This window comes from Pelomonas margarita (genome assembly GCF_043555875.1).
Taxonomy (GTDB): Bacteria; Pseudomonadota; Gammaproteobacteria; order Burkholderiales; family Burkholderiaceae_C; genus Pelomonas; species Pelomonas margarita.
The window spans coordinates 1-19,048 of record NZ_JBIGHW010000020.1; the positions used below are offsets into that span (position 1 = coordinate 1).

At 68.7% G+C, this 19,048-nt stretch carries 17 protein-coding genes; 1 reads left to right on the plus strand and 16 read right to left on the minus strand.

What is annotated here, in order from left to right; translation table 11 throughout:
• Window positions 1-449 precede the first annotated feature (449 nt).
• Genes ACG0Z3_RS21745 through ACG0Z3_RS21780 form a run of 8 tightly spaced genes read right to left on the minus strand, consistent with a single transcriptional unit; the run spans window position 450 to window position 7,404 of the window.
• Window positions 450-905, minus strand: coding sequence for a nuclear transport factor 2 family protein (locus ACG0Z3_RS21745; RefSeq protein ID WP_394401767.1), 456 nt, complete (start codon window positions 903-905; stop codon window positions 450-452).
• A 4-nt stretch (window positions 906-909) separates the two neighbouring features.
• Window positions 910-1,686, minus strand: coding sequence for an SDR family NAD(P)-dependent oxidoreductase (locus tag ACG0Z3_RS21750; protein ID WP_394401770.1), 777 nt, complete (start codon window positions 1,684-1,686; stop codon window positions 910-912).
• 3 nt (window positions 1,687-1,689) lie between these two features.
• Window positions 1,690-2,229 carry a DUF3833 domain-containing protein gene (locus ACG0Z3_RS21755; RefSeq protein ID WP_394401773.1) on the minus strand — a complete coding sequence of 180 codons (540 nt, stop codon included), beginning with the start codon at window positions 2,227-2,229 and terminating at the stop codon, window positions 1,690-1,692.
• Window positions 2,226-3,503, minus strand: a complete 1,278-nt coding sequence (locus ACG0Z3_RS21760) for an MFS transporter (RefSeq protein ID WP_394401775.1) — start codon at window positions 3,501-3,503, stop codon at window positions 2,226-2,228. The genes ACG0Z3_RS21755 and ACG0Z3_RS21760 overlap by 4 nt, the downstream gene beginning before the upstream one ends.
• A gap of 17 nt (window positions 3,504-3,520) precedes the next feature.
• On the minus strand, window positions 3,521-4,084 hold the full coding sequence (locus ACG0Z3_RS21765; protein WP_394401778.1) for a chalcone isomerase family protein: 564 nt from the start codon (window positions 4,082-4,084) through the stop codon (window positions 3,521-3,523).
• Window positions 4,085-4,089: 5 nt separating this feature from the next.
• Window positions 4,090-5,337 carry a class I SAM-dependent methyltransferase gene (locus tag ACG0Z3_RS21770; RefSeq protein WP_394401781.1) on the minus strand — a complete coding sequence of 416 codons (1,248 nt, stop codon included), beginning with the start codon at window positions 5,335-5,337 and terminating at the stop codon, window positions 4,090-4,092.
• A gap of 1 nt (window position 5,338) precedes the next feature.
• A complete protein-coding gene (locus tag ACG0Z3_RS21775) occupies window positions 5,339-6,094 on the minus strand; it encodes a DUF1365 domain-containing protein (RefSeq protein ID WP_394401784.1) in 756 nt (251 codons plus the stop codon).
• The gene (locus ACG0Z3_RS21780) at window positions 6,091-7,404 is read right to left on the minus strand and encodes an NAD(P)/FAD-dependent oxidoreductase (protein WP_394401787.1); all 1,314 of its coding nucleotides are present in this window, start codon (window positions 7,402-7,404) and stop codon (window positions 6,091-6,093) included. Before ACG0Z3_RS21780 ends, ACG0Z3_RS21775 begins: the two co-directional genes overlap by 4 nt.
• A 121-nt stretch (window positions 7,405-7,525) precedes the next feature.
• Here ACG0Z3_RS21780 and ACG0Z3_RS21785 point away from each other — a divergent pair, with 121 nt between their 5' ends.
• Window positions 7,526-8,143 (plus strand): TetR/AcrR family transcriptional regulator, encoded by a 618-nt coding sequence (locus tag ACG0Z3_RS21785; protein WP_394401790.1) that lies wholly within the window; start codon window positions 7,526-7,528, stop codon window positions 8,141-8,143.
• A gap of 6 nt (window positions 8,144-8,149) precedes the next feature.
• Here ACG0Z3_RS21785 and ACG0Z3_RS21790 read toward each other — a convergent pair whose 3' ends face one another.
• From ACG0Z3_RS21790 to ACG0Z3_RS21825, 8 genes are all read right to left on the minus strand, one after another.
• On the minus strand, window positions 8,150-10,417 hold the full coding sequence (locus ACG0Z3_RS21790) for a DEAD/DEAH box helicase (protein WP_394401793.1): 2,268 nt from the start codon (window positions 10,415-10,417) through the stop codon (window positions 8,150-8,152).
• 34 nt (window positions 10,418-10,451) lie between these two features.
• Window positions 10,452-11,405 (minus strand): hypothetical protein, encoded by a 954-nt coding sequence (locus tag ACG0Z3_RS21795; protein ID WP_394401796.1) that lies wholly within the window; start codon window positions 11,403-11,405, stop codon window positions 10,452-10,454.
• A 111-nt stretch (window positions 11,406-11,516) separates the two neighbouring features.
• Window positions 11,517-12,158 (minus strand): RpiB/LacA/LacB family sugar-phosphate isomerase, encoded by a 642-nt coding sequence (locus tag ACG0Z3_RS21800; RefSeq protein ID WP_394401799.1) that lies wholly within the window; start codon window positions 12,156-12,158, stop codon window positions 11,517-11,519.
• A gap of 235 nt (window positions 12,159-12,393) precedes the next feature.
• Complete coding sequence (locus tag ACG0Z3_RS21805; RefSeq protein WP_394401802.1) at window positions 12,394-12,876, minus strand: PaaI family thioesterase; 483 nt, start codon at window positions 12,874-12,876, stop codon at window positions 12,394-12,396.
• An 18-nt stretch (window positions 12,877-12,894) separates the two neighbouring features.
• Window positions 12,895-13,686, minus strand: a complete 792-nt coding sequence (locus ACG0Z3_RS21810; RefSeq protein WP_394401805.1) for an SDR family oxidoreductase — start codon at window positions 13,684-13,686, stop codon at window positions 12,895-12,897.
• A 9-nt stretch (window positions 13,687-13,695) separates the two neighbouring features.
• Window positions 13,696-15,576: an acyl-CoA dehydrogenase gene (locus ACG0Z3_RS21815; protein ID WP_394401808.1), complete on the minus strand. Its 1,881-nt coding sequence runs from the start codon at window positions 15,574-15,576 to the stop codon at window positions 13,696-13,698.
• A gap of 66 nt (window positions 15,577-15,642) precedes the next feature.
• On the minus strand, window positions 15,643-16,818 hold the full coding sequence (locus tag ACG0Z3_RS21820) for an acetyl-CoA C-acyltransferase (RefSeq protein ID WP_394401811.1): 1,176 nt from the start codon (window positions 16,816-16,818) through the stop codon (window positions 15,643-15,645).
• Window positions 16,819-16,893: 75 nt separating this feature from the next.
• Complete coding sequence (locus ACG0Z3_RS21825) at window positions 16,894-18,987, minus strand: 3-hydroxyacyl-CoA dehydrogenase NAD-binding domain-containing protein (RefSeq protein WP_394401814.1); 2,094 nt, start codon at window positions 18,985-18,987, stop codon at window positions 16,894-16,896.
• Window positions 18,988-19,048: the final 61 nt, after the last annotated feature.

Consider the following 19,048-nt stretch of genomic DNA (forward strand, 5'->3'; position numbering starts at 1 on the left):
AGATTCTAATCTGCTTTTTGCTTCGCCGTCAAATGTTTTTGAAAATTCTTTTCTCAACATCTTTCAGCTCGCTTGCCGCCTTCAAAACACTTGGCTTCGTCAGCAGCAAAGAGGCGAGATTTTGATCCGCTTTTTCAACTTCGTCAAGCACTTTCGAAAAATTTCTTAAGCACTTAATCAGCCGAACCAGCTTCAGGACTCTCGCCCCACCTTCGCACCACAACAACCCCAAAGAGAAGCCGCGAGCAGCGAAGCCCTCTATTCTGGCACAGATTTCTGGGCGTAGACAAGAGAACTTCGAAGATTGTTCAAGGTGAGGCGAGCTGCCGGCTGTAGCGCTTGGCTATCAGGGAGAAATTGGCGCCGCCTCTGATCTGGACAGCTACCCCAACGACAACACCCCGGCGAGCATCGCCACGCCGTTGCCGCCCGGCGCCACCCGCAGCATCTCAGCCGCCAGGTGCCCGCAGCCGGCGTTGCGCCCAGCGCGCGAGCGCGCCCAGCACGGGCAGCTTTGCGTACAGCTCCTCGGCGGCGTCCCAGTAGTCGCGGTGCACTGCCACGCGGCCGTCACCGTCGAACACCAGATGACTGGCGCCGCGAATCACCAGTGCCTCGACCGTGGGCTGGCGGCGGCAGTGGAAGTCCCAGGTCAGGAAGGCGTGGTCGACCTGGCACACCGCCACCGTGACGACGAAGCGCGCCTCGTGCAGCGTCTCGAACATGTGCTCGAACACGCGGGCGATGGCGGCGCGGCCGTGCACTTCGTTGAACGGGTCCTTGAAGCGGGCCGTTTCGGCATACAGCGCCAGCAGCGCGGGCAATGACGCGGGCGTGAGGCCTTCGTAGGCGGCGGCCAGCCCGGCGACGCGGGGATCGGTGGAGGCGGTGGGCGAAGGTGTCACGGCGTCAGTGTCCCGTCATGCGCCGCACGGCGGCGAAGTACCAGCGGTCGGGCAGGCAGCGCAAGAGGCGCAGCCAGGCCGTGAAGCGGCGCGGGAAGTTCATCTCAAAACGCCCACTGGCCCAGCCGCGCAGCATGTGGCGCGCGGCCTCCTCGGGCGTGATGAGCGCCGGCATCTTGAAGCCGTTCTGCGCCGTCAGCGGCGTGTCCACAAAGCCGGGGTTGACGATGGACACGCCCAGGCCGTGCGGGCGCAGGTCCAGGTAGAGGTTCTCGGCGAGGTTGTTCATCGCGGCCTTGGTGGGCCCGTAGGCCAGCGACATCGGCAGGCCGCGGTAGCCCGCCACGCTGCCCACCAGGCTGAGGTGCCCCTCGCCCGCCGCCAGCAGCTGCGGCAACACGGCCTGCAGCAGGTGCAGCACGCCCTGGTAGTTGACGGCCAGGTGGCGCTGCATCTCGGCCAGGTCAAACGCGGTGGCGCGCTGCGCGCGGTAGTGGCCGGCGCAGTACAGCACCAGCGCCGGCGCGCGCCCAGCCAGCGCCTGCACGGCCTGCGCGGCCTGCGCCACGGCGGCGGCCTGAGTCACATCCAGCGGCAGCGCGTGGCTGCCCGGGTGCATGGCGACGAAACGGCCCAGCGCATCAGCGTCGCGCGCCGACACAACCACGCGCGCGCCCTGCCCGTGCAGCGCGGACGCGACCGCGCGGCCGATGCCCGTGGAGGCGCCGACGATCCAGACCCAGCGGCCTTGCCAGTCGGTGAGCGGTGGGTTCAGCGGCACGGTTCAGTCCTTGGTGAAGGCGAGTGTCACGTCGCCGAGGTGGATGCCGAACTTGCTCATTGCCGTGCGGTTGAGCACGGTGCGCGCGTCGACCATGTACATCCAGTCGTCCATCGCCACATGCCACACGCGACCGTCCACCGGCAGCGCCAGCGTGTAGCGCCAGCGGAAGGCATTGCCCGAGGTCTCGCCCAGCGCCTCGCCGATGACGTCGTCGGCCCTGCCGCTGTAGCGGCCGTTGCCGAGGTCCTTCAGGCGCCAGACGCGGCGCTCCTTGGTGCCGTCGCTGTAGATGAAGTGCTCGTCCAGCACGCCACTATCGCCCTGCCAGGTGCCGGTCATGGTGACGGTGAAGCGCTTGACGACGCGGCCCGAGCGGTCGGTGAACATGCCGTGCGCCGTCAGCGGGCCGCTGAGGTAGTCGCGCAGGTTGAGTACCGGAGTTTCGCGGGCGTAGTCCTGCACCTGCGGGCCGGCGCAGCCGGTCAGCGTGAGCGCCGTGCCGGCGGCAAGCAGGGTGGTGGTGAAGCGTCGGCGGTTCATTCGCGGTCCTTCCAGTCGGTGTGCCAGCGCTCGGCGCGCCACAGCCAGGTGGCAGCGGCGATCTTCAGCAGGCAGGGCAGCCCGCCGTAAGCCCAGGTCAGGGCCTGCAGGCCGGCGTCGTCCTGCCGGCCCGGGGTGTAGCCGGCGAGTGCCAGCAGCGGCAGCGCCAGGCCGGCGGCCAGCGCGAGGTTGAGCTTGGTCATGCAGGCCCACCAGCCCAGGTAGCGGCCCTCGCCTCGCTGGCCGTCGCCGGCCGCCTGGATGACGCCGGTCAGCAGCGCGCCGGGCAGGGCCAGGTCGGCGCCCAGCATCAGGCCGCTGGCCGCGCAGACGAAGCCGAAGGCCCAGGCGTCGCCCGCGCCCAGCAGCGGCGTGACGGCGAAGGCCGCCACGGCAGCGAGCATGCCCGCCCGCCATGCCGGCGCCAGGCCCCAGCGCGCGCCGGCCTTGACCCAAAGCGGCAGGCCCAGCACAGCCGCGCCGAAGTAGGCCAGCAGCAGCACGGGCTGCAGGTCGGGCGCCTGCAGGCGGTCGGCGATGAAGAAGGGCAGCAGCGTGGCCGGGATGGCCGTGGCGATGCCGTTGAGCATGAAGACGACAGCCAGCCGCCGGAAGGCCGGCTGGCGCCAGGGCGTGGCGGCGACCGCACCGTCCTCGGCGGCTGGCTGCGGCGCCGGCACGCGGCGCAAGCCCAGCAGGCCGAGCAGCAGCAACCCGGCCAGCACGGCGCTGGTCACGCTCCAGCCGGCCAGGGCGGGCAAGGCGCTCGCGAACAACACGCCGGCCAGCGTGCCGGCCTCGCGCCAGCCGGCCACGCGGGCGCGCAGCTCGGGCCCACCGCCCCAGCGCGTGCCCCAGCTCTGGTGCAGGATGCTGACGCCGCTGTAGGCCAGCGTGCACAGCAGCAGCGCGCCTGCCAGCCAGGGCAGCACGACGGCCGGCCCGCCCTGCGGCGGCCACCACAGCGCGGCAAACGCCAACGCCATCAGCAGCGCGCCGAGCGCCGCCGCCGCCCAGGCCCGGCCCCGGTTGAACAGGCCGTCAGCCAGGCGGCCAAGCGCGGGGTCGATGACGGCGTCCAGCGCGCGCACGGCCAGCACCACGCCCCCCAGCGCCGCCAGCGGCATGCCGAACGCAGTGGCGTAGTGATAGGGCAGGTTCACGTACAGCGGTAGCGACACGAAGGCCAGCGGCACGGCCAGGCCCGCATAGGCGAGGCCGCGCGGCCAGGGCAGGCCGGGCAGTGCAGCGGGCGCGGTCGCAACAGGCGGCATGGTGTTCAGCCGGTGCCTCAGCGCGGCACGCCCAGCAGCGACTCGCGCAGCGCGGGTGCCGAGGTCTGCGGCGCCAGCCAGATGCCGAAGAACAGCCGCGCGTACTCAGCGTCACTCACGGCGGCCGTCTGGCGGCCGTTGTGGAAGAAGCGCACGCTGCCCTCGCCGTCGTGCAGGCCCAGCAGCCGGTCGCCGGGCGCGACGTCGGGGAAGGCCTGCTTCATCAGCGCCAGCCAACGCGCGGCCTGGGCGTCCTCGAACTTGCCGACACGGCGCATCTCGGCCACCGAGCGCTCGGCGATGGCGGCGCCTTCGAGCTTGCGGTCGTAGCTGAGCTCCAGGCCCAGCGGCTGGCGCGCGTAGTCGGCCGGCTCAAAGCCGGGCTTGACCCACAGCCGCGCCTCGTACACGCGCAGCCCGAAAAAACGCAGCACGCCGCTGCCGCGCAACTGGGCCTGGGGCACCACGGGCTGGAGTTCGGCGGGCGCGGCAGGCGCGATGGGTTGGGCGTGGGTGGTGGTCATGGCAGGCAAGGCAAATGCGGCAAGGGTGACAAGGGCCGCGCGGCGCGGGGTGGCCATGGTGCTCAGGCTGCCGGCTTGCGCAGCGTGAACTGCATGACATCGGTGCTGCCGGCATCGAACGCGGCCTCGCAGTAGGCGAGATAGAAGGTCCATATGCGCTGGAAGCGCAGGTCGAAGCCCTGGCGCTGCACGGCGTCGATGTCCTTCAGGAAGGCGTCGCGCCAGCGGCGCAGCGTCTCGGCGTAGTCGCGACCGAAGGCCAGCTTATGCTCGACGACGAAGCCGGCGCGGCGCGCCTCGGCCTCGAAGGCGCTTGGGCTGGGCAGCAGGCCACCGGGGAAGATGTACTGCTGAATGAAGTCGGTGGAGCGCACGTAGCGCTCGAACAGGTCGTCACGGATGGTGATGCTCTGGATGCAGGCGCGGCCGCCGGGCTTGAGGCAGGCGTTCAGCGTCTCGAAGTAGCCGCGCCAGTACTCGTGGCCCACGGCCTCGAACATCTCGATGGAGACGATGGCGTCAAACGGCTGCTCGGCATGCTGCTTGGGCAGGTCGCGGTAGTCCTGGTACAGCAGCTCGACCGCCTCCTGCAGACCGGCGTTGCGCATGCGCGCCTGGCCCCACTGCAGCTGCTCGCGGGACAGCGTCACGCCCTTCACGCAGGCGCCGAACTCGCGCGCCGCCATCTCGGCAAGGCCCCCCCAGCCGCAGCCGATCTCCAGCACGCGGTCGCCCGGCTTGACGCCGGCCTCGCGCAGCGCGCGGCGCACCTTGGCGTCCTGCGCCTCGACCAGGCCCACGTCGCGCGGGTCGCGGCCCTCAAACCAGGCGGAGCTGTAGCTCATGCCGGGGTCCAGCCACAGGCGGTAGAAGTCATTGCCCAGGTCGTAGTGCGCGTGGATGTTCTTGGCGCTGCCGCTACGCGAGTTGCGGCGCAGCAGGTGGCGCAAGCGGTAAGCCAGACGCCCCCACCAGCGGCCGTAGATCAGGCCGTCGATGTGCTCACGGTTGGCCAGCGCCAGGCGCAACAGGCCGGCGAGGTCGGGCGTATCCCACTCGCCAGCGATGTAGCTCTCGGCCAGGCCGATGTCGCCGGACTTGAGCACGCGCTCGAACAGTGACCAGCGCTGCACGCGCAGCGCGGCGCGCTCGCCGTCGCCGCTGCCGAGGCTCAACTGGCGGCCGTCGGGCAGCTGCAGGTCCAGCCGGCCGTGCGGCAGGCGCTCCAGCAAGCGCAGCAGCCGGTGTGCGGCGGCGGGGGCGGCCTGAGGCAGGGTCGGGGCACGGGTGAGGGTGGAGGCTTGGGTCATGTCATCGACTCACGAGGTGATCGGGGGCCTGGGGCTTGCTGAAGAAGGGCACGCGCTTGATCCACAGGCGCAGCGCCTGCCAGTGGATGCGCGCGACGACGCCCAGCGTCATGAAGGGCATGCGCAGCACGGCCAGGCGCGCGCTGGCCGCGGTGAGCGGCCGCAGTACGCCGCCCACGCTGGTCTGCAGCAACGGGCCGTGCGCGTCGTGCAGGTCCACGCGCACCAGCGTGCGCTCGGCGCTGCGCTCGAAGCGGAAGCGGTACTGCCCCTCGGTGCTGCAGAAGGGCGACACGTGGAAGACCTTGGTGGCGCGCTGCTCGGCACCGAAGGCAAGCTCTGGCCCGGCCAGCAGGTAGGCATGGCGCTCGCCGAAGGTGTTGTTGACCTCGGCCAGCGCCGCCGCCAGCGATCCGTCGGCACGGTGCGCGTACCAGAAGCTCACCGGCTTGAAGGCAAAGCCCAGCATGCGCGGGAAGGTGTGCAGCCAGACCTCGCCATCGGCACCGGTGATGCCTTCGCGGGCCAGCAGGTCGTCGAACCAGGCCAGTGCGTCATCGCTGCCGTCGCCATGATCTCGGTCCTGGAAGCTCAGCCAGCCGCGGCCGTTGCGGTTCAACGCGGCGCAGCCCTGCTCTCGCAGCCGGCGCATGGGCAGCAGCAGAAAGCAGCCGCCGTAGCGGAACTCGTGCGCGACCGGGCGCAGCCGGCGGTGCCAGACCGGACCGAAGCCGATCAGCGGCACGGCAGTGCTCATGCGGCGCCCCGCTCGGTGCTCGCCCAGATGTCCAGCGCCGCGAGCACACCGTCAGCCGCGGCCAGGCCGGAGCGCAGGCCGTCCTCGTGGAAGCCGTAACCGCACCAGGCGCCGCAGTACCAGGTGCGGGCCTGCCCCTGCAGCTCGCCCACGCGGCCCTGGGCCTGTAGCGCGGCGAGATCGAACACCGGGTGGGCGTACTCGATGCGCTGGTGCACGCGCGATTCGTCGATGGGCCGCACCGGGTTCAGCGACACCACGACGGGTTGTGTCCACGGCAGCGGCTGCAGCCGGTTGAGCAGGTAATGCAGGCAGACCTGGGCCTGCTCGCGCTGGCTGTCGGCGGCACGTTCGTAGTTCCAGGCCGCCCAGGCCAGGCGCCGCGTGGGCAGCACGCCTTCGTCGGTGTGCAGCACGGCCACATTGGGCTGGTACCGGATGGCGCCCAGCACGGCGCGCTCATCGGCGCTGGCCTGGTCGCCCAGCAAGGCCAGCGCCTGGTCGCTGTGGCAGGCCAGCACGATAGCGTCGAAGCTCTCGGTGCCGCCGGCCGTACGCACCAGCACCTGGCCCGGCAGTCGCTTGAGGCCCAGCACCGGCGTGTTGAGCCGCGCGTCGGCCAGGCCCGTCAGGATGCGCCGCACGTACTGCCGCGAACCGCCGCGCACGGTGCGCCACTGTGGCCGGTCGGTCACTTGGATGAGGCCGTGGTTGTGGCAAAAGCGGATCAGCGTGGCCATCGGGAAGGCCAGCATCTGCTCGGTGGGGCAGGACCAGATGCAGCCGATCATGGGCAGCAGGTAGTCGTCGCGGAAGGCGTCGCCGAAACCGTGGCGCGCCAGGAACTCGGCCACGCTGCCCTGCTCCTGCAGGCCCAGCTCGCCGCCCGCCATGGCCGTGGTGAGCTGGTTGAAGCGCAGGATCTCGCGCAGCATGCGCAGGAAGCGCGGGCGCAGCAGGTTGCGCTTCTGCGCGAACACCGTGCGCAGCGAGCTGCCACTCCACTCCAGCCCGGGGCCATCGGCACGCGGCAACTGCACCGAGAAGGACATGTCGGCGTCGGCCACGTCCACGTCCAGCTCGGCGAACAGCCGGGTCAGCAGCGGGTAGGTGCGCTCGTTGTAGACGAGGAAGCCGGTGTCCACGCCGTGGCTGACGCCGTCCAGGCACAGGTCCACCGTGTTGGCGTGGCCGCCGAAATGCGCGCCTGCCTCGAACAGCGTGACGTGGTGCCGGCCCGACGCCAACGTGAGGCGCCGGGCGGCGGCCAACCCTGAAATCCCGGATCCGATGACTGCGATGCGCTGCATGCGACGCCTTTATTGAACTTTTCAGATCAAAACGTGAACTGATGAGTTCACACAATAACTCATGAGTTCAAAAATTGCACCAAGAAGTTTTAAGGCCCATCGAAACACCTAGAATCGCGCCATGGGAGCCCGTCCTTCGATCCGAGAGCAGATGCAGCGCGTCCGAGAGGACGCCATCGTCACCGCCGTGAACCGCCTGCTGGCCCGCAAGGGCTATGACGCGATGACGGTGGACGAGGTGGCCGCCGAGGCCGGCCTGGCCAAGGCCAGCCTGTACAAGCTGTTCACGTCAAAGGAAGAGCTGGCGGGTGCGGCCATGGTGGGCGTGCTGGACCGGGCGTTGGCCTTCGTTGACGAGCTGCGCGCCCGCGCCGAGGCCGGGGGCGTGACGCCGCTGGACCAGCTCAAGGCCGTGACCGGCTGGGCCATGCAGACGCAGTTGGAGGGCGAGATGCCCTCGCTCCCGGCGCAGAACTCCAGCCTCAGCGCAGCGCTGCAGGCCAACGACGCCTACATGGACCGGCTGATCTCGCTGAGCAACCGCCTGAGCATCTGGATCGCCGAGGCTCAGACCGGCGGCCAGCTCAAGGCCGATGTGCCGGCGGAGCTGGTGCTCTACACACTGTTCGCACGTGCCTGCGACCCGGTCGTCGCGCTGCTGAAGGACTCGGGGCAGTACACCCACGCGCAGATCATCGAGTGGGTGAACGGCACGACGTTCGACGGGCTGGCGGGCTGACGGTCGTCAGTCCTCTTCCAGCGGCGCCAGCAGCAGGTTCAACTCGGGCGCGCTGAACTTGGTCAGCAGCGAGCCGTCGTCGCTGCCCAGCAGGCCATCGGCCAGCGCCTTCTTGCGCGCCTGCAGCTCCAGCATGCGCTCCTCGATGCTGCCCTGGGCCACCAGCTGGTAGGCAAACACCGGCTGGTCTTGCCCGATGCGGTGCGCACGCGCGCTGGCCTGGGCCTGCACGGCCGGGTTCCACCAGGGGTCGACGTGGATGACGGTGTCGGCGGCCGTTAGGTTCAGCCCCACGCCACCGGCCTTGAGACTGGCCAGCAGCACCGGCACCTCGCGCGCCTGAAAGCGCCGCACGATGTCGCCACGCTGTGACGCAGGCGTGTCTCCCGTCAGCCGCAGGTGCGGCACGGGCACCTCGGCCGCGATCAGGTCCAGCATCTCCGTGAACTGCGAGAACACCAGTACGCGCCGGCCTTGCACGACGAGGTCGGGCAGGTGCTCGCGCAGCCATTCCAGTTTGGCGCGCTCGGTGTGCGGCGCCATCTCCACGCCCTTGACAAGGCGCGGGTCGCAGCAGACCTGGCGCAGCTTGAGCATCGCATCCAGAACGCTGATGAGGCTGTTGGGCGTGAAGCCGTCGCGCTGCAGGATGCGGCGCACCATGTGATCGGCCGCGACACGCACGCTCTCGTACAGCTGCTTCTGCTGGCCGACGAGCGGCACGCGCTTCACCAGTTCGGTCAGCGGCGGCAGCTCGGTGGCCACCTCGGTCTTGAGCCGGCGCAGGATGAAAGGCCGCACGCGCGCCGCCAGCAGCCGCGCGCGCGGGCCGTCGCGGTTGACCTCGATGGGCTTGCGCCAGTGGCGCCCGAACGTGCGCGAGTCGCCCAGGAAGCCGGGCATCAGCAGGTCGAACAATGACCACAGCTCGCCCAAGTGGTTCTCCAGCGGCGTGCCGGTCAGCGCCAGCAGGTGCCGCGAGTCCAGGCGGCGCAGCGCGCGCGCCGCACGGGCCTGCGCGTTCTTCACCGACTGGGCTTCGTCCAGGATGAGCAGGTGCCAGGGCCGGACCGACAGCGCGCGCAGGTCGCGCCAGACGAGGTTGTAGGTCGTCAGAACGAGATCGGCGCCACTGAGGTCGAGCGCCGCGCGGTTCGCGCCGTGCCAGGTCTTGACCCCCAGCCCCGGCGCGATGCGCGCGGCCTCCTGCTGCCAGTTGAACAGCAGCGACGTGGGCACGACGACCAGCGCCGGGCGGTCCAGCCGGCCGGCCTGCTTTTCGGTCCAGACGTGGGCCAGCGCCTGCGCCGTCTTGCCCAGGCCCATGTCGTCGGCCAGGATGCCGGCGAGGTTCTGTGCACGCAGGTATTGCAGCCAGGCCAGCCCATGGAGTTGGTAGGGCCTCAGTTGCAGGCCCAGCCCGGGTGGCTGCTTGAACGCAGTCGGGGCACCTGCCGCCAGCAGCCGCCGGCCCAGCGCCTTCAGGCCCGCGTCGCCATGGATCTGCCAGCGGCCGCGCGATTCGTCCTCGATGACACGGATGCGATCCGCGTCCCATTCGTTCAGCTTGAGCGGCTTGCCCTTCTCCAGCTCGGCGGGTTTGAGCAGGTCCAGCAGCGCCAACATCATAGCCTTCAGCGGCGCGGCGACGGCGTGATAGCGCCGCCCGCCCGGCGCGCGCAGCGACACGATGGCGTCATCCTCGACGGCGGCGATGGCCACGGCGTCCAACCAGCGCTTGTCTCGGCGCAGCAAGTTGGCAATCAGCGGCGCAAGATCCAGCGTTTTGCCGTCGACCTCCATGCCCAGGCTCACCAGCCAGGCGCCCGTGCGGCGCTCCAGCGCCAGGCCTTCGACGCGGCGACTGGGCTTGGGCGCCTCCTGTTCGGTGTCTTCCGTCAGCCCCAGCTGCCAGCCGCTGACGAACTGGCTGTGGTGGGCAAAACCCGGCTCGGTCGTGACCTGCCAGCCCTGGGCCTGCAACTCGGGCACGGCCTCGGCGTGGAAGTCCCCGAAGAACTCTTCCTGCGGCGTGGTCCAGAGCGACTCGCCGCCTAGCGGCAGCGGCGATCCGCGCCACTGCAGCAGCGCGGGGTCGAGGGTGATGAGGCCCTGTTTGATGAGGATTTGCTCGGCGTCGGCATCCCGCCGCGCCAGCGTCGCCACAGTCACCTGTTCGCCCCGCGGGCCCAGTGGGCCACGCGGACGCAGGCCCAACAGGCCATCGCCGCGCGTCAGCGTGCGCAGCGTGAGGTGGGGTGGAACAACAAACATCGCGACAGTCTCGCAGGGCCGCAGCCCGGCGCAGTCAGCGAGCCACCGCCACGTCTGGCTTGGGCACCTTGACGCGCTCGACAATCTGCTGCGCCATGAGCTGAGCCCGGTGGCGCATCGCGTCCGTCAAGGCGTCCTGGTTGAACCGGAACCCCAGCTTGCCTGCAGAGAAACCCGCGAGCGATTCCGCCACGCTCACGTACGGCCGGATCAGCGTGCCAACCTCCGGATCGTTCGCGGCAATCTCGAAGGCCAAGCGCAGGCTGCGTTGCTGCTCCAGCGAGATACCGAACAGTGACGATTTGTGTGACGTCACAGGAATCAGTGAGAACACATGCCCGGCGACCGCGTCGCGCTTAACACCTTGCAGCACCTCCGGCTTCCGCTGCCCGAGATTGAAGCTTTCCACCGCAGCGCCAACCACGCCATGTGCTACGGCGACGTCCAGCAGTGCCAGCTGCAGTTGAACAGGGTCACCCACCACCGTCTGGCAATTCGCAAAGATGCGCTGGTATGTCTGGAACTGGGCATCACGGGCCGCTACGAGCGCAGGGTCGCTGCCCGCCGCAACGACCCTCGCGATCGCTTGCGGCTGCATCAGCCGGGTCGTGAGTTCGCACTCCCGCAGCTTGCGCGCCAGATCTGCGGCCATGACGCCATCGGGTGTCTGCAAGGCCTGCTGGATCTGCGTCTGCAAGGTGCCGGGATAACGACCCCAATCAACGGGCACCGAGACACGCAGCCCACCAGCAGAAGCCACGCTGCCCACCACGGACTCCGGCGCGGCAGCCAGCATCACTGGAGACGACGCGTCAGGCTGAGGCAGGGCTGCACGGGTGGCGGCCCTCGACGGCGGATCAGTGGCTGACGCTGTGGGCTGCCGAGCAGCATCCAGGTCGGGCGCCGTGCCAACACTCGTGAGCACCAGACCGATCACCACAGCCACACCGACCGCAGCAACGAGCCACTGTCTGATTTGCTTGTTCATGACCCATTCTGGCTGCCGGCAGCCAACAAGCACGAAGGGCGAGCTGCCGCTCCCGGCCGCTCGCCCTTCTCAGGCACGGGACTGCAGCCAGCCCAGCCGCAGCTGTCTCAATCAGCTCGCCAGCACGCCCTTGATATGGGCGGCGATGGCGTCGTCCTGGCAGTTCGTGAAGAACAGCTCCTGGAACTTCTCGCCCGACACGGCCGCCTTCAGCAGGTCCTGGTCGACGGTCTTCAGGACGGTCAGCATGTCCTTGCACGAAGCGGCCTTCAGATCCTTCAGGATGCCGCGGTTCTTGGCCATGATGGCTGCGCGTTCCTTGGGGTAGCCGGCGCCGCGCTCGTTCTCGAGCAGCTTACGGTAGCAGTCCTGCAGGTTCAGCTCGGCGGCCCAGCCGAAGCCCTTGGCGTAGGGCATGGACATGGCGTTGCCGTCGTTGATCTGGCCGAACAGGAAGGCGTCGGTCGGGTCGATGACCAGGCCGCAGAACACGCCGGGCATGCTGTTGCAGGCCAGCATGGAACCCATGCCCGTGCCGCAGCCGGTGATGACGAAGTCGGCGGCCTTGCTGTTCAGCAGGATGCCGGCCAGCAGGCCGTTCATGACGTAGGTCAGCGAGGCCTTGTCTTCCGGCGTGTACATGCCGTAGTGGTGGACTTGGTGGCCCAGCGGCTCAGCGACGGTCTTGAGCGCGTTGTGGACGATCTCGGACTTGGCGGCCTGGCTGTTCTCGATGATGAGGGCGATCTTCATGGCGGGGGCTTTCTGAGGCGAATCGGGTGGGGGCAAAGCCGGTTCGGCTCGGGCCAGAGGGGCCGCAAGCGCAGACCGTCGGGCCAGGGGTTGGTCCCCACAGGGGCGGACGGCATGGTCCGGGTGCCCACCTGGCCCGCCGCGCACCTCATCGGCGAGGTGCTGGCGCGACGCTATTGTGCCCGTTATTGGAACGTCGTTTCAGAAAGCCGCCAATCCCGAGGGCGGCGCGGGGTCAGGCCGGCCCGGTTGTGCCGCCAGCCTCTACCGGCGTCAGCGTGTTGAGTCGCCGGCCCTGCGTGGGCAGCGCCTTCAAGTACTTGAAGGTGCCGGTGGCGTGCGCGCAGAGCTGGCCGTCGCCGCCGAACACCGAGCCCTCGCAGAAAGCCATGGTGGCAGTGCGGTGCAGCAGCCTGGCGTGGCAGCGCAGCTCCCCCTCGCCGGGGCGCATGAAGCTGGTCTTCATCTCGATGGTCACGACGCCTGGCCCCATGCCGGGCTGGTGGCGGTGGATGCTGCGTGCTGCGTGGGCCATGGCCACATCCAGCAGCGTCATCAGCACGCCGCCATGCGCCACCTCCCAGGAGTTGAGGTGGCCTTGCTGCAGGTCGACGCGGATCTCCGCCTCGCCGTCGCCCAGGCTGTGCAACTCCAGCCCCAATTGCTGCACGAAGGGGATGTGGACAGGAAAGCTGAGCGGAGGGGCGCGGCGGGTCATGGGCGCATTGTCGACGGGTCAGCCGCCGTGGACGGCGCTGACGCCGCCGTCCACCGCCAGAATCTGGCCGGTGATGTGCTTGCCGGCGCGCGAGGCGAACAGCAGCGCCGCGCCCTTGAGGTCGTCGTCATCGCCGATGCGGTTCAGCGGCGCATGCGCGGCCATCTTCTCCTCGCCGACGGCGGCGAGCAGCCCCTTGGTCATCTTGCTCGGGAAGAAGCCCGGCGCCAGCGCGTTAACGGTGATGCCATGCTGGCCCCACTCGCCAGCCAGCGCGCGCGTGAAGTTCACGGCAGCGCCCTTGCTGGTGTTGTAGGCAATGGTCTTCATCGCACCCAGGTTGCCCGACAGGCCGGCGATAGAAGCCACGTTGATGATGCGGCCCGACTTGCGCGGGATCATGCTGGCCTTGGCCACGGCCTGGGCGAAGACGAACAGGCTGCGGATATTCAGGTCCATGACCTTGTCCCAGGCCTCCAGCGGATGGTCTTCGGCCGGCGCGCCCCAGGTGGCGCCGGCGTTATTGACGAGGATGTCGATCTGGCCGAGGCGCTCCATCGTCTCGGCCACCACGCGGTGGGCATCCTCGGGCCGGGCCGCATCGGCCGCAATCCAGCGCGCATCGATACCGCGCGCCTGCAGATGGGCCGTGGCCTCCTCCAGGTCGGCCGCCTTGCGTGAGGTCAGCATGATCTTGGCGCCGGCCTCCCCCAGCGCCTCGGCAATCTGCAGCCCGAGGCCGCGCGAGCCGCCGGTGACGAGGGCCACCTGGCCGGTAAGGTCGAAGAGGTCTTGGACTTTGGTGGTCATCTCGATTCCTTAGAAGTACTCGGGTTTGATGTCACGGCACAGCGGATCGCGGCGGGCAACGACGTCCAGCCACGCGGCAATCTTGGGCAACTCGTAGGCGAAGAAGTAGCGGGCCGCGGCGCGCTTGCCCTGGGCGAAGTCGCTGTCGTCGCCCACGGCCAAGGCCACGTCCAGCCACAGCCAGGCCAGCACCGTGTGGCCGAAGGCCTGCAGATAGGGCACGGCATTGGCCAGCGCGTCCTCGGGCTGGCCGGTGCTCCAGGCCTTCTTCGTCGCGCTGCCCACCTGCGCGAGCGCCGCAGCGAGCTGATTGGCCTGCGGCGCCCAGTCGGTCTGGATGGCGCGCTCGATCGTCTGCTGCACGCGCGTCGCCAGTGCCGCCAGCGACGCTCCGCCCTGCTGCACCACCTTGCGGCCTAGCAGGTCCAGCGCCTGGATGCCGTGCGTGCCCTCGTGGATCATGTTCAGGCGCTGGTCGCGCCAGTACTGCTCGACGGGGAAGTCACGCGTGTAGCCGTAGCCGCCCAGCACCTGGATGGCCAGTGAGTTGGACTCCAGGCACCACTCGCTGGGCCAGCTCTTGGCGATGGGGATGAGCACGTCCAGCAGCGCCTGCGCGCCGGCCTTGTCCTCGCCCGTCGCGAGTTCGTCGACGAGGCGCGCGCAGAACAGCTCCAGCGCCAGACCACCTTCGACATAACTCTTCTGTGCGAGCAGCATGCGGCGCACATCGGCGTGCTCGATGATGGGCCGCTGCGGGCTGGCTGCGTCCTTGCCGAACTTGTTGGCCCCCGAGCCGTCCGCTGAGCGGCCGTCGCCCCCCGAGGGGGTCAAGCGAGCTTGGGACGGCCCGGCGCTCGCTTGCGCCGTCATCGGCCGACCCTGCGGGCGCTGCTTGGCGTAGTCCAGGCTGGCTTCGTAGCCGGCATAGCCCAGCATCACGGCGCCCAGACCCACGCCGATCCGTGCCTCGTTCATCATGTGGAACATCGCGCGCAGGCCCTCGCCGGGCTTGCCGACGAGGTAGCCGATGGCGCCCTTGCGGCCGCCGGGCGTGAAGCGGCCCTCGCCGAAGTTCAACAGGCAGTTGGTGGTGCCGCGGTAGCCCAGCTTGTGGTTGAGCCCGGCCAGGCTCACGTCGTTGCGCTCGCCGGTCAGCTCGGCCCGCTCATTCACCAGCTTCTTGGGCACGATGAACAGCGAGATGCCTTTGGTACCCGGGATCAGCTTGCCATCCGGCCCCGGCACCTTGGCCAGCACCAGGTGAACGATGTTCTCGGTGATCTCGTGCTCGCCACCAGAGATCCACATCTTGTTGCCGGTCAGCCGGTAGCGCGGGCCAAGTGCGTCGGCCTCGTCCTCCAGCTCGGCGCGGGTGGCAATGTCGGACAGCGACGACCCCGCCTGCGGCTCTGAGAGGCACATGGTGCCGAACCAGCGGCCGGCAAATTCGTTTTTCGCAAAGACTTCGCGCTGCAACGGCGTGCCGTGGGCCATCAGCAGGCTGGCATTGCCCGAGGTCAGCATCGCGTAGCCGCCCATAGCCACGCTGGCCTTGCTGAAGAAGGCGTTGCCGGCCATCTCGATGACGCAGGGCAGCTGCATGCCGCCCACGTCATAGTCCTGCGCCGCGGCCAGCATGCCGGACTCGGCATAGGCCCGCGTCGCATCGTGCGTGGCCTGGGGCAGGTGCACGCGCTCGCCGTCGAAATGCGGCTCCTGCGTGTCAGCCAGGCGGTTGAACGGCGCGAACTTCTCGCGCGCGATCTTTTCGCAGGTGTCCAGCACCGCCGAGAAGGTTTCGGCCGAGTGCTCGGCGAAGCGTTCGCGTGAGGTCAGCTCACCGGCATTGAGCCAGTCGAACAGCAGGAAATCCAGGGTCTGGCGCATGGGCCCTCCTCGATGAAAAAAGAGCGGCGCTGCATCGCAGCTGCCGCCCTTCGGCCGGAGCAGGTGTCAGAGCACCTCGAACACGCCCGCCGCGCCCATGCCGCCGCCGATGCACATCGTCACGCAGACGCGCTTGGCGCCGCGGCGCTTGCCTTCGAGCAGGGCGTGGCCCGTCAGGCGCTGGCCCGACACGCCGTAGGGGTGACCGACGGCGATGGCGCCGCCGTTGACGTTGAGCTTGTCCATCGGAATGCCCAGCGTGTCGGCGCAGTACAGCACCTGCACGGCGAAGGCTTCGTTCAACTCCCACAGGTCGATGTCAGCGACCGTCAGGCCCAGCTTCTTCAGCACCTTGGGCACCGCGAAGACGGGACCGATACCCATCTCGTCGGGCTCGCAGCCGGCCACGGCGAAGCCGAGGAAGCGGCCCAGCGGCTTGAGGTTGTGGGCCGAGGCGTACTGTTCGCTGACCAGCGCGCAGGCGCCCGCGCCGTCGCTGAACTGGCTGGCGTTGCCGGCCGTCACCAGGCCGCCGGGCACGGCCGAGCGCAGGTCCTTGATGCCTTCGTAGGTCGTGCCTTCGCGCAGGCCTTCGTCAGCACTCACGGTCACTTCTTTGCTCATCAGGCCCATGACCTTGTCGGCCACGCCCATCGTCGTGGTCACCGCGATGAGTTCGTCAGCGAACTTGCCGGCGGCCTGGGCGGCGCAGGCCTTTTGCTGGCTGGCGGCGCCGTACTGGTCCATACGCTCACGCGAGATGTTGTAGCGCTTGGCCACGTTCTCGGCGGTCTGCAGCATGTTCCAGTAGATCTCGGGCTTGATCTTGGCCAGCGCCGGGTCGGCCAGCATGTGCTTGTTCATTTCCTGCTGCACGCAGGAGATGCTTTCCACGCCGCCGGCGATGTAGACGTCACCCTCGCCCGCGATGATGCGCTGCGCAGCCATCGCGATGGTCTGCAGGCCGCTGGAGCAGAAGCGGTTGATGGTGACACCGCTCACCGTGACGGGCAGACCGGCCTTCAGCGCGATCTGGCGGGCGATGTTGGCGCCGGTGGCGCCCTCGGGGTTGGCGCAGCCCATCAGCACGTCTTCGATGGCGCCGGCTTCGATGCCCGCGCGCTCGACGGCGGCCGCCACGGCCCAGCCGCCCAGCGTGGCGCCATGGGTCATGTTGAATGCGCCCTTCCAGCTCTTGGTCAGCGGGGTGCGGGCGGTGGAGACGATCAGTGCGTTGCTCATGTCTTTTAGTCCTAGTCAGTTGGTGCCAGAGCTACTCGCTTCGCTCGATCGGTCTGGCACGCAAGGTCAGAAGCTTCAAGTGAAGGACTTGCCTTCAGCGACCAGTCGGGCCAGCAGCGGCGCCGGCTTCCAGAACTCGCCGTCGTCCATCGGGTTCTTCGCAAAGCGGTTCATCGCCTGCACGACGTTGAACAGGCCCAGCGTGTCGGCGTAGCACATCGGGCCACCGCGGAAGATGGGGAAGCCGTAGCCGGTCAGGTAGACCATGTCCACGTCGGACGCGCGCTGGGCGATGCCCTCTTCCAGCAGGTGGGCGGCCTCGTTGACGAGCGAGAACACCAGACGGTGCACGATCTCCTCGTCGCTGATGTCGCGCTTCTTGGCGCCGATGGCCTCGCGGTGCTTGGCCAGCATTTCGTCGACGACCGCAGACGGGATCGCGTCGCGCTTGCCCGGCAGGTAGTCGTACCAGCCAGCGCCGGTCTTCTGGCCAAAGCGGCCCAGCTCGCACAGACGGTCGGCGCTGGCAGAGTACTTCATCGTCGCGCGCTCCACTGCGCGGCGCTTGCGAATAGCCCAGCCGATGTCGTTGCCAGCCAGATCGCCCATGCGGAACGGGCCCATCGCGAAACCGAACTTCTCGACAGCCTTGTCCACCTGCTGCGGGCTGCAGCCCTCATCAAGCAGGAAGCCGGCCTGGCGGCTGTACTGCTCGATCATGCGGTTGCCGATGAAGCCATCACAGACGCCGGACACGACAGCCGTCTTCTTGATCTTCTTGCCGATGGCCATGACCGTGCCCAGCACGTCCTTGGCGGTTTCCTTGCCGCGCACCACTTCCAGCAGCTTCATCACGTTGGCCGGGCTGAAGAAGTGCATGCCCACCACGTCCTGCGAACGCTTGGTGAACGACGCGATCTTGTCGACGTCCAGCGTGGAGGTGTTAGAGGCCAGGATGGCGCCGGGCTTGGCGACCGCATCCAGCTGCTTGAACACAGCCTCCTTAACGCCGATTTCCTCGAACACGGCCTCGATGATGAGGTCGCAGTCCTTCAGGTCGTCGTAGCTCAGCGTGGTCGACAGCAGCGCCATGCGAGCGGCGTACTTGTCCTCCTTCAGCTTGCCCTTCTTCACCTGGGCTTCGTAGTTCTTCTTGATCGTGGCCACACCACGGTCCAGCGCTTCCTGCTTGGTCTCCAGGATGGTGACCGGCAGGCCGGCGTTCAGGAAGTTCATCGAGATGCCGCCACCCATCGTGCCGGCGCCGATGACGCCCACCTTGGCGACGGTGCGCAGCGGTGTGTCTTCGGGCACGTCGGCAATCTTGCTGGCCACCCGCTCAGCGAAGAACAGGTGGCGCAGCGCCTTCGATTCCGGCGTCAGCATCAGCGCCGCGAAGCCCTCGCGCTCCGCGCGCATGCCGTCGTCGAACTTCAGCTTGACGGCGCCGGCCACAGCCTCCAGGCAGCGCAGCGGCGCCGGGAAGTTCTTGCTCATGCCGCCCACCATGTTGCGGGCGAACTGGAAGTAGGCCTCGGCGTTCGGGTGGCGAGCCTTCAGGTCGCGCACCTTGGGCAACGGGCGCTTGTCGGCCACGTCAGCGGCAAAGGCCACCGCTGCGGCCACCACGTCAGCATCGACGATCTTGTCGAACAGCTTCTGGCCCGGGACCATGGCCAGCATCTGCGCCTCCACCGGCTCGCCGCTGACAATCATGTTCAGCGCGGGCTCCACGCCTAAAGCGCGCGGCAGGCGCTGCGTGCCACCGGCACCCGGCAGCAGGCCCAGCTTCACTTCCGGCAGCGCGACCTTGGTGCCGGTCTGCGCGACCCGGTAGTGGCAGCCCAGGCTCAACTCCAGGCCGCCGCCCATGCAGACGCTGTGGATGGCCGCGACCACCGGCTTGCTGCAGTTCTCGACGACGCCGATCAGGCTCAGCAGGTTGGGCTCGGCCAGCGCCTTGGGGCTGCCGAACTCCTTGATGTCGGCACCGCCGGAGAACGCCTTGCCGGCGCCGGTGATGACCACCGCCGTGACGGCCGGGTCGGCCTCGGCGCGTTCCACGCCGGCGGCGCAGGCCGCGCGGGTGGCGAAACCCAGGCCGTTGACCGGCGGGTTGTCGAGCGTGATCACGGCGACGCTGCCGCGGACTTCGTAATGAGCTGTCATGGGCACGACCTCGGAGTCGAAGAGGGAAGGAAATAGAACGATCGTTCGATTCTAGGCAGCC